We start from the raw sequence: 9,883 nt of genomic DNA, 5'->3' as shown, positions 1-9,883 counted from the left end.
TGAACCTGCGACCCCTTGACCCCCAGCCTTGCGGCAACTCTCCGTGACGATCCGCACCGCACCGTAGCGCTCGGTTCGGCGCCGAACCGAGCTCTTGCGCGCTACGGAGAACACGACAATCAGCTACTTCCCCAATCGCGAAAGACAGGCCATGCGACGGGTGCGGAGCAGACCGGAGTCACCCACGGCTGCCGCACCCCCACGGTATGGTGCGACGAGCAAACCACGTACCGGAGGTCATCGTGAGCGCGCAGCCAGACGGCCCGTATGGGCCCCTTGTCCCCATGCCTGACCTCACCCCTGACGCCTTGCGCGCAGCTGTCGCTCGGATCGCACCCAGCAGAATCCCTGCGCTCACTCAGCACCTCTTCGAGGCGACCACAAACGCACAGCAGACACAGAGCCTCGCGCCCCTGCGGGCTTTCGTCCACTCATGGGCCGTATTCGTCGCCATCGAGCGGCATCCGGAACGCGCCGCCCGCCTCCGGGAACTCGAGCGGATTGTCGATATGGCCGAACAGGACCCGACGGCGGCCATCCACGAAATTCAGCAGATCCGCAAGGCCGCGGAGGCCGAGGCGGGGCTGTGACCGACTGGACCTGGGAGTACAACCCAAGCGAGGAGTACGTCGCCGACGGACTTGCACCAGGCGTCGTGGCAGAGGTCGAACGGCTGGCGACCGAACTCGCCGCGCTGGGAGTCGACGCGGCGAAGGTGGGCCGGCCCTTCGACCGAGAAGGCGGACTCCGGGAATTCGACATTCTCGGCGGACGCGGCTTCATCAGCTTCCTCGCAGTACCACGCCACCACTGCATCTATATCTGCAACGTCACCTGGTACGGTTAACGTTGCTCTCGTTCCAGCGCCATTGACAATGGCTGCCATCATCCGTGTGAGTGGAATGTCTGTGCCGCTCTGTATCCATCGTTCGCCGAATGCGTTGGACCGGGGGCTTTACGGCGGGGTCGGGATGACGGCTGCGCCGTCGCCGGTGGACTTGCTGTCCTGGTCACGGATCAGGAACCAGAAGCGCCCGGTTCTGTCCTCGAGATTCACGAGCACGTTGCGGGCGAGTTGGGTGATCCACGCTGTGCTGTTCAGAAATGCGTAGCTGCAGCTCCTAAGACCGTGTCCTACGTGGTGAGGCGGAGGAGTCGTTTGTAGCAGCACAGGGCGGCGGCGAGGCCGAGAAAGGCCAGGTAGTTGCGGGGATCGCGCTCGTAGCGAGGGCTGAGTCGCCGGTAGCCGGACAGCCACGACATGGTGCGCTCGATGACCCAGCGGTGGCGCCCTAATCGCTCGCTGGACTCGATGCCCTTGCGGGCGATGCGCACGCCGATGCGCTTCCCGCGGAGCCATCTGCGCAGGTCGGCACGGTCGTAGGCTTTGTCCGCGTGCAGCCGTTGGGGCTTGAAGTACCGGCCTCGATGGGGGTCGTGTCTCGTTTGGTGACCCTCCACCATCGGCTGCAGTCCTTCGCTGTCATGGGTGTTGGCAGCCGAGACGCCGACGAGAAGGGGCAGTCCGTTCGCGTCCGACAGGACATGCATCTTGGAACCCGGCTTGCCCCGGTCCACGGGGCTCGGACCTGTGTGTTCGCCCCTTTTTTAGCCCGGACGTGGGCGTGTCACCTCGGCGATCTTCGCCACGCTCATGCGCTGCGCGGACAGCAGCACCATCTGCGCACGCCGCCAGGTCACCACCGACCCGGTGCCTCGACGGACGATCCGCAGCAGTCGCTGCCCCTCGCCGCTGTCCATCTCCCGCACCTGCACCCGTTCCGCCAACGAAAGCTGCTCCGATCTCCGTCAGTGGTGACCGGTATCGATGACACAGAAGCGGTTGCCCTCGGGGTCGGCGAGCACGACGAAGTCGGCGTCGTCCGGATAAAGATCCCAGTCCACGCGCTGGGCCCCCAGCGACACCAGCCGCTCGACTTCGGTGGCTTGGTCGACCGCATCACCGGCATAAAGGTCCAGATGGATCCGCGGATGCTCCTGAACCGGCGTCTCGCTGAGACCGAGCGCCAGCTGCACCCCGGCCCCTTCCGCCGGCACCAACACCACCCAGTCGTCTTCCATCTCCTCGCGCGGGACGTACCCCAGGGCCTCCATCCAGAACGCAGCCGCACGCGGCACATCCGAGACACCCAGCACAACGGAACCGACTCTCAACATGCGCCGATTCTGGCGGACAGCAGCGAGCCAAGGCCACCGGCTAGGCTCCCCCAACAGCGAGGCGCACGTTGTCTGATGCGGCACTAGAAGGCGATCGAGCGGTCGGCCAGGTGGGCGAGTTCGGTGAAGAAGGCGCGGTGGAGGGGCTCGTCGGCGGTCGGGATCCCGTGCCTGAAGAACACGGGTCCGGCGCCCGGCACGCTCCCGTAGATTGGTTCGCCCAGGTCTTCGGCGATGCCGAAGTACAGGCGGGTCAGACCGCCTCGGTGGGCCTCGGCACGCACCGTCACTCAGGCCAGCGGGTACCGGTGCGGCCCGATGACGTTACTGCGGCGGAAGACCTCAAGGATCCCGCGGTCGGCCTGGATGTGCACACGCTCGTGCTGGAAGACCTTCGGCTCCGCCGGATCCATGTCAGACCACCCTCCGGTCGGCGAGCGCGGCCACCTCGGTGAAGTACGCGCGGAACAGCGGCTCGTCACCGTGCGGCACCCGGAACGCGGGCGAACTGCTGTACCAGAAGGCGGACTGGTCGGTGCCGTAGAGGGCGGCGTGCGGATCGCGTACGGAACCGATGAGCAACTTGCCGGGCTGGTGGGGCTTCTTGTAGTGCACCAGCGCCCCGAGCCACCGCAGCGGCACCCGGAAGCTGCTGGCGGGATTGGTCAGGGAGAACAGTTCGAACACCCCCCGGTCCCTCGCAGATGCAGGGACTCGTAGTCGAACGTCAGCGGATCCATGGCGGGAAGATGGCCCAGCTCCCGTGTCACAGCGCGACCACCCCCACCACGGCCGCCGCCGCCACGACCAGCACACCCACGACGTTGACGGTCATGTCCCGCTTCCAGGACCGGCGTTCGGCCTCCACGTCCAGGACGAAGACCGCAGGGTCGTCGGGGGCGTAGTGGATCGTGACGTTCAGGCCCCGCGATCCGGCGGGGTCCGTCAGTCCGGACTCGCAGTAGGCCGTGACGGCCCTGCCGTCGAGGGTGGTGAAGGTGACGACCGGTACCAGGTGGGTGGAGGTGCTCCCGTCGTTGGAGTCGACGGTGACGCTCTTGAGCACGGCGACGACACGGCCGGGTACGGCGGCCATGGCGGCCAGCGCGTCGATACGGCGGTTCCTGTCGCGGACGTTCCCGGGCAGGTGGTACGCGCCGGACACGGCCCATGGTCCGCAGAAGCCGAGCAGAGCCCACGGCCAGCCCCAGTCGATCGCGGCGGCGACGACCAGACCGGCGTAGACGAGGAAGAGCGCGAAGGTCGGCCAGCCGAGTCCGCGCCCGCCTTCGGAAAGGTGGTTGGCGAACCGGAAGGCGTGGGGCCTGCCGCGCGGGTAGTGGACCCCGATCTCCCGGCCCGTCCATGCCACGCTGATCCTCTCACCCCGCTCATCGTCGTTGGTGACGGTGAACTCCTGCCCGGTGGCCGGGTCCTGGAAGGAGACGACCACGGCTATCCCGTCCTTCGGGGAGCTTCCGTGCCGGGGCTCCCCCACCCGCTCGATCCGCCCCTTCGCCCAGACCGTCCGCTGCGCCCGGGTCATCCCGGCCAGCGACCTCCCGTACCCGACCAGCGCCACCGCGCCGAACACACCACACCACAGCACCAGATATCCGTGCCAGCCCATCCGTCTCTCCTCCTGCCACTTCGGGGACGGCCACCGAGCACACCCCTTGCCGTCCGGAACAGTGCGATCCCAGGGCACCTCACCGTGCGGGCGCGCGCCGCACCACCTTGCCCTGTCCGTCCGCCTCCAGTGACGCCGTGCCCTCGGCCCCGGTCACAACGACCCTGATGACGAGAGAGCCGGTGAGACGGTCAGCGGTGATCTGCCAGGTCTGCGGGGAGCGGACGCCGAGGGTGGTCGTGGCCTCCTCGACCAGGGCGGGGAAACCGCCGTAGGGCAGCGCACGGGGGTCGAACCCCGGAGTCTGCGTGCCGGCGGGCGAGAACACGACCGACAGCAGGCGCTCCTGCACGACGACAGTGAGCGCCTGGCGTTTGTCCCGTGTGTCCCCACCCTTGGTGAGCGAGCCGAGGGCCCGGTCCAACTCGCCCTTGTCGAGAAACGACTGGCCCCGGCCCAGGGCGACTGTTCCGGACGCCGACGACACAATCGTGGTCGACGACGTGGAGGAAACGGACGGCCGTGCGGCCGAAGGCGACTTCGCGGTGTCGTCCCGGTCAAAGAGGTCCGCGCGGAAAGCCAGGAGCACGGCGGCCACGCCGAGCAACAGGCCCAGGAGCACGACGAAGCCGAAGGCACAGCCTTGCGGGGGCGCGGCCACTGTGGCCGTCCCCGGCACCGAATCGAGTTGGGCCGAGGCCGCCCGGTCCTCCCACTCCGGCGTCGGCCGCTTGACGATGCGCACCCGCCATGGCCGGTCCGGCGGGTACTGGACCACCACGACACCGCGCGGCCGGTAGTCGGCCAGGTCCACGAGGTTGATGTCCTGCGTGATTTCCACCCGGTACACCGGCCCGTCGTCCGGTACGACGGTGAGCTCGAACCGCACCGGTACCTCGCTGGTCTCGCCCCCGACGGCTTCCCGGCTCTCGATCACCGCGAGCGCCGTACGGGGCACGACCGCCGCCTCCCGGGCACGCCTCGGCATACCGGCGAGGAACCACAGCAGTCCGTAGACCACGGGCAACACCAACCCCGTGACGAACAGCGATGCGTTCTCGACAATCCCGCCCACGACGAGCGCGGCAAGCGACGTCCCGACCACGCCACCGGTCAGGAAACCCCGGGCGAGCGCGACAGGCAGGTTGTGCGTGGGCGGCGGCGCACCCGTGGTGATCGTCATACGAGCGATTGTGCTGGGCTCAGGTGACGGCCGGTAGACCTCAGTATGATCTGCCGGCAGGCGGGCCAGGCAGATGCCGGGCCCCCTCCCACGTTGCTCTGCCGTCAAGGACTGTCCGGCCCGCCTTGCCGAGGGGTGGGGGTCCCCGCAACTCACACGCCGGCCCCGCTCCTGATCCGCGCCTTCTCGAACTCGGACACCGGGTCGCCTCCGACGTTCCAGGGCCAGGCCGCGACCGTACCGTTGATCGCCTCGAAGACCGGACGGGCCTCGCCGCGCCGCTCGGCGGCCATCAGCGCGTAGGCCAGCAGGTTCAGGTCGGCGAGGGCCGCCGCGTGGTGGAAGAACCCGGGCTGGGCCCAGGTGTGTGCCGCACGGTCGAGGGCCTGGGCGGCCGATGCCTGGGACCAGTGGTTGCGTGCCAGCAGCGCCTCGACTCCGCCCAGGGAGAGGACGGAGTGGTACTGCAGAACCTGGGCGGTGAGCTCGGTGGCCGCGCAGGGCGCGTTCGAGGGTGTGCGGGCGCGGACCGCGTCGACGAAGTCCAGTACCTGGATGCGCGATCCCATCTCCTCCGGCCCCAGATAGCGCAGCATGCTCAGGTGCGCCTCGCGGTTCCAGCGGTCGCGGGTCAGTGCCTCGTTCCACAGGCCGAACACCTCCGGCTGACCGCGGCGCTCCAGCCGTGAGAGACCCAACAGGACCACCCAGGGAGTGGGGTCCTCCGGCGCCAGTTCGGCGGCGCGCAGACAGCTGTCGGCGATGCCGGCCGCGTCCTCCAGACGCCCCCGGGAGCGTCCGCGTTCGAGCTGCGCCCATGCGGAGAGGACGAGCGCGCTCGCGTTGTGCGGCTCACGAGTGGCCCAGGCACGGGGCCCGTGCGATTCGGACAGGCGGTACGCCAGCACGGAGAGCTGGTGGGTGCGGCGGTCCCAGTCGGCCCGGCTCTGGTCCAGGAGACGGGATATCTGGGCCATGTACAGGTCCGTCGTCGCGATCGCGCCCTTACTTGCCGTCGCCTGGGAGGACTTCAGCAGCCGGCTGAGGGCAGCGTCGTCGAGCTCCAGGAAGAGACGTGCCCGTCTGCGGCGACTTGAGAGAAATGCCATGCACGGAGGCTAGGGGTTACGAGCCGTGACGCAAGGTGTGCACCGAGATCGTTATTTATTACTCTCTGCAATCAAGTCGTTACCTAACGGTACGGCGAGGCGATGCCCCTCAAGTGGCCAGGAACGGCGCGATCACGTCGGTGGTGGCGGGTGGCGCCCCCACGGTGATCCGCATGGCACGACCAACAGCCGGCGCACCGACTGCGGCCTCGGCGGTGTCCGCGCGGGCTACCGGGTCGCGGGCCAGGGAGCGCAGCACTCGGATTTCCGTGGCGGTGGTCCCCCGGGAGGCGGAGGAGGCAGGACGCCTTCATGCCTCAAAGGCATGAAAATCAACCCTCTCAAGTATTTGAGGCTATGACTGACTGGCCGCATTCTTATTCCATCGGAATTTTTGGTTATCGGCGCCCGAATCTCCGTCGACTTCTCTGGGTAAAGTGCTCCCTTCGATTGGCTGGTGTTCCCGCATGGCCCGCCCTCTGCCCCTGATCCTCGCCCAGGCGCCCGGCCGCCCGGCCGACGACCTCGCAGGCTTTGCCACCGACGTGGAGCGGCGCGTGAAACTGCGCGCACCCGGCGCCCTCGTCGTCTACCCCGAGCTGCACCTCGGCGAGAGCGTCCCCGGCGTCCCGGCCGACCCGGAGAAGGGGGCCGAGCCGCTCGACGGCAAACGCGATGCGGCCTTCGCCGAGATCGCGGGGGATCTGGGCATCTGGCTGGTACCCGGCAGCGTCTACGAGCGAGGCACCGGCGACCGCGTCCACAACACGACACCGGTCTATTCACCACGGGGTGAGCGCCTCGCCGCGTACCGCAAGATCTGCCCGTGGCGCCCGTACGAGACGACCACACCCGGCAACCGGTTCGAGGTCGTCGACCTCGCCGGGGTCGGCCGCATCGGACTGTCCATCTGCTACGACACCTGGTTCCCGGAGATCTCCCGCCATCTGGCCTGGATGGGTGCCGAGCTGATCGTCAACGTGGTCCGCACGTCGACCAACGACCGCACGCAGGAAGTCGTCCTCAGCCGCGCCAACGCCATCGCCAATCAGGTCTTCGTCGCCAGCGTCAATGCCGCTGCCCCATCCGGGATCGGCCGCAGCCTCGTCATCGATCCACAGGGCACGGTGCGTGCCGAAACCGTCGATGCCGGCGACTCCACCCTCACCGACGTCATCGACCTCGACGAGGTCAGCAACGTCCGCCGCTACGGCACCGCCGGTCTCAACCGGATCTGGGGCCAATTCCGCCCCGGCGACCCAGCCCTCGAGCTCCCGCTGTACGGGGGCCGCATCGACCCCGCCACCTGGACCGCCGCCCACACCACCGAGGAGCCACCACGATGAACAGCGAGACCACTGGGAACACCATGAGACTGAAGGGCGACCTGAGCCTCTTCTCCGTCGTCCTGTTCGGCCTGGCCTACATCTCCCCCGGCATCGTCGTCACGGTCTTCGGCGTGGTCGCCGCCACCAGCGGCGGCGTGGCCCCGACCGCGTTCGCCGTCGCCACCCTCGCGATGCTGCTCACCGGGCTGAGCTACGCGAAGATGGCGCGCGCCGTGCCCGGCGCGGGGTCGGTCTACACCTACGCCCGCAAGATGCTCGACAGCCGCATCGGTTTCCTGTCCGGCTGGGCGATGCTGCTGGACTACTTCTTCATCCCGATGGTCGGCTGGCTGATCACGGCGATCTACTTCAACGCCCAGTTCCCTGACATCCCCAAGTGGGTCTGGCTGATCGTCTCGGTGGGCATCACCACCGCCATCAACGTCTTCGGCATGAAGCTCGCGGACCGCGTCAACAAGGTCCTGATGTTCATTGCTCTGGGGTCGCTGGTCCTCTTCGCCACCCTGTGTGTCGTCTTCCTCGGCAAGCACGGCTCGTCCGCCCCCGCCACGGACGCTCTGTGGAACTCCGGCACTTCGATCGGCGCGGTCACTGCGGCCGCTGCTATCGCCGCGTACTCCTTCCTCGGCTTCGACGCCGTCTCCACGCTGGGCGAGGAGGCCAGGGGCGGGGCGAGGACGATCGGCCGCGGCATCGTCGGCTGCGTCATTGCCGCCGGAGCGATCTTCATCGTGCTGTCCTTCGTGATGCAACTGGTTCACCCCGGCGCGAAGTTCGCCGACGTCGACGCGGCCGCCTACCACCTGAAGGTCCAGGTCGGCGGCGAGACGTACGCCGAGATCATCAACTTCGTCACCATCGCCGGATCCATCGCCTCCTGTATCGCCCTGCAAGCCTCCGCCGCCCGCCTCATGTACGTCATGGGACGCGACGGCGCCCTGCCCAGGGCCGTCTTCGGCAACCTGTCGGGGAAGACCGGCACGCCCGTCCTGAACCTGCTGCTGACCGCGGCCGCCGGTGTCATCGCCATGAAACTCGACCTGACCACAGCCACCTCATTCATCAACTTCGGCGCCTTCCTCGGCTTCACCCTGGTGAACGTCTGCGTGATCGCCCACCTGGTCCGAGAGCGCCGACTCGGCCGCACCCCCAACCTCTTCTCGCACCTGGTGATGCCGGCCCTCGGCGCCGGCGTTTCCCTCTACCTGCTCACGAGGCTCGATGACGTCGCACTCCAGATCGGCGGCGTCTGGCTGGCGATCGGCGTGGTCTACCTGGGCGTCCTGACCAAGGGCTTCCGACGGCCCGCACCGGAGATGATCTTCGACGACGACACCGCGGCCAGGGAGGCAGTCACCGCGTAGCTCCCCTCCCGATGCGAGGAGACGAGGATGCCCCCGACCACTGCTGAACTGGTGCATGACCGGAGCCTCGGAGACCTGTTGATCCACCGTGATGTGGTGCTCGACGGGCTCGATGCTCCGCAGCGCGCCGCCCGTACCGTCCTGGCCGAAATCCTGGACGGCAAGGCGGAGGATCACCTCTTCGACGCCATGCTGGTGGCCGGCGAGCTCATCGCCAACGCCATCCAGCACAGCAGCGGTGCGGTCCTCATAAGGGTTGAGGCTTACGAGTTCGGTGCGGCATTGGGCGTCGTTGACCGCGGGGCCGACATCACTGCCGTCCCTGTCCGACCTTCGAACTCATCTGTTGACGAAGGGACGGTGGCCGCAAGCGGGCGCGGGCTGTTCATCGTGGACAGCCTCGCCAGTGCGTGGTCGGTCGAGGAGATCGAGAACGGAAAGATGGTCATCGCCATACTCCCCCTTGCGGCAGGCCCTCGTCGATGACCGCTCTCGACCTCATGCGACGCCCTCTCGCCCGACCACTCTTCGCCCATCCGCTCGGCGCCCACTGCGGAGCCATCGGACTGTCACAGGGCACTGAGTCAGAGACGGACGACGCGCTTCCTCCTTCCGGGGACTTCGGTCCGCAGGACCGATACCTGGGCACCGCGATCGGCCGGATGCCGACGGCACCGGCAGCCCGCCACGGGTCGAGGCCGCCGTCTGCCGTCAGTCGGCGACCAGGCTGGTGCGCGGGTGGTCGGCGATGGGGCCAGCCGACGACCCTGCGGCTGAAGCACTCCAGCACGGTCGCGAGATAGAGGAACTCCCCGCCCGCGAGCGGGAGACACGTGATGTCGCGCATGTATTTCGCCCCGGATCGGTGACGGTGAAGTCCCGCTGGAACAGGTCCGGAACCTGTGAGGCTGCCGGGTCCCCGACGGTGGTGCGGACGCGTGTCTACGCAGCGGATCCGCTCGGCCAGGAGCCGGTCCTCGCTCTGCCGGGACGCCCTCGCGTTCCTGCCGGAGAGCCACTTTGACGTAGCTGGACCGGTTCAGGTCCAAGACCCCGCAAAGCCGCTTCAC

The 9,883-nt window shown here is 68.1% G+C and carries 13 protein-coding genes and 2 pseudogenes; 5 read left to right on the top strand and 10 right to left on the bottom strand.

The genetic code is table 11. The features are described from left to right. The first annotated feature begins 284 nt into the window (after positions 1 to 284). Together BBH68_RS37870 and BBH68_RS37865 are read left to right on the top strand one after the other, a co-directional pair. Positions 285 to 590 (top strand): hypothetical protein, encoded by a 306-nt coding sequence (locus BBH68_RS37870; RefSeq protein WP_245738518.1) that lies wholly within the window; start codon positions 285 to 287, stop codon positions 588 to 590. After that, positions 587 to 847: a hypothetical protein gene (locus BBH68_RS37865; RefSeq protein ID WP_065968442.1), complete on the top strand. Its 261-nt coding sequence runs from the start codon at positions 587 to 589 to the stop codon at positions 845 to 847. The genes BBH68_RS37870 and BBH68_RS37865 overlap by 4 nt, the downstream gene beginning before the upstream one ends. Positions 848 to 1,134: 287 nt before the next feature. Here BBH68_RS37865 and BBH68_RS37860 read toward each other — a convergent pair. The 10 genes and pseudogenes from BBH68_RS37860 to BBH68_RS41185 all read right to left on the bottom strand — a co-directional run. Then, positions 1,135 to 1,625, bottom strand: a pseudogene (locus tag BBH68_RS37860) (IS5 family transposase); the annotation flags it as partial. A 1-nt stretch (position 1,626) separates the two neighbouring features. Next, positions 1,627 to 1,788, bottom strand: a pseudogene (locus BBH68_RS41190) (IS630 family transposase); the annotation flags it as partial. Positions 1,789 to 1,809: 21 nt separating this feature from the next. After that, positions 1,810 to 2,178, bottom strand: coding sequence for a VOC family protein (locus tag BBH68_RS37850; protein ID WP_065968440.1), 369 nt, complete (start codon positions 2,176 to 2,178; stop codon positions 1,810 to 1,812). Positions 2,179 to 2,261: 83 nt separating this feature from the next. Beyond that, a complete protein-coding gene (locus BBH68_RS37845; protein WP_065968439.1) occupies positions 2,262 to 2,468 on the bottom strand; it encodes a hypothetical protein in 207 nt (68 codons plus the stop codon). Further along, positions 2,469 to 2,591 (bottom strand): hypothetical protein, encoded by a 123-nt coding sequence (locus BBH68_RS44185; RefSeq protein WP_281182519.1) that lies wholly within the window; start codon positions 2,589 to 2,591, stop codon positions 2,469 to 2,471. Between the two features lies 1 nt (position 2,592). Beyond that, complete coding sequence (locus BBH68_RS37840) at positions 2,593 to 2,865, bottom strand: hypothetical protein (protein ID WP_065968438.1); 273 nt, start codon at positions 2,863 to 2,865, stop codon at positions 2,593 to 2,595. A 79-nt stretch (positions 2,866 to 2,944) separates the two neighbouring features. Beyond that, a complete protein-coding gene (locus tag BBH68_RS37835; RefSeq protein WP_065968437.1) occupies positions 2,945 to 3,808 on the bottom strand; it encodes a DUF3592 domain-containing protein in 864 nt (287 codons plus the stop codon). Between the two features lie 79 nt (positions 3,809 to 3,887). Then, positions 3,888 to 4,991: a hypothetical protein gene (locus BBH68_RS37830; RefSeq protein WP_065968436.1), complete on the bottom strand. Its 1,104-nt coding sequence runs from the start codon at positions 4,989 to 4,991 to the stop codon at positions 3,888 to 3,890. Between the two features lie 152 nt (positions 4,992 to 5,143). Further along, on the bottom strand, positions 5,144 to 6,100 hold the full coding sequence (locus BBH68_RS37825) for a hypothetical protein (RefSeq protein ID WP_065968435.1): 957 nt from the start codon (positions 6,098 to 6,100) through the stop codon (positions 5,144 to 5,146). A 109-nt stretch (positions 6,101 to 6,209) separates the two neighbouring features. After that, entirely contained in the window at positions 6,210 to 6,359 is a 150-nt protein-coding gene (locus BBH68_RS41185; RefSeq protein WP_245738516.1) for a hypothetical protein, read from the bottom strand. 208 nt (positions 6,360 to 6,567) lie between these two features. Between BBH68_RS41185 and BBH68_RS37820 the strand changes: the two genes are divergently transcribed. The 3 genes from BBH68_RS37820 to BBH68_RS37810 are packed head-to-tail and all read left to right on the top strand — an operon-like array spanning position 6,568 to position 9,299. Next, positions 6,568 to 7,446 carry a carbon-nitrogen hydrolase family protein gene (locus BBH68_RS37820; RefSeq protein WP_065968434.1) on the top strand — a complete coding sequence of 293 codons (879 nt, stop codon included), beginning with the start codon at positions 6,568 to 6,570 and terminating at the stop codon, positions 7,444 to 7,446. Beyond that, a complete protein-coding gene (locus BBH68_RS37815; RefSeq protein ID WP_065968433.1) occupies positions 7,443 to 8,813 on the top strand; it encodes an APC family permease in 1,371 nt (456 codons plus the stop codon). Before BBH68_RS37820 ends, BBH68_RS37815 begins: the two co-directional genes overlap by 4 nt. Before the next feature lie 27 nt (positions 8,814 to 8,840). Then, positions 8,841 to 9,299, top strand: a complete 459-nt coding sequence (locus BBH68_RS37810) for an ATP-binding protein (protein ID WP_170066644.1) — start codon at positions 8,841 to 8,843, stop codon at positions 9,297 to 9,299. Positions 9,300 to 9,883: the final 584 nt, after the last annotated feature.

The organism is Streptomyces sparsogenes (assembly GCF_001704635.1).
In the GTDB taxonomy this organism is placed as follows: domain Bacteria; phylum Actinomycetota; class Actinomycetes; order Streptomycetales; family Streptomycetaceae; genus Streptomyces; species Streptomyces sparsogenes.
This window is presented reverse-complemented; position numbering and strand designations above follow the sequence as displayed.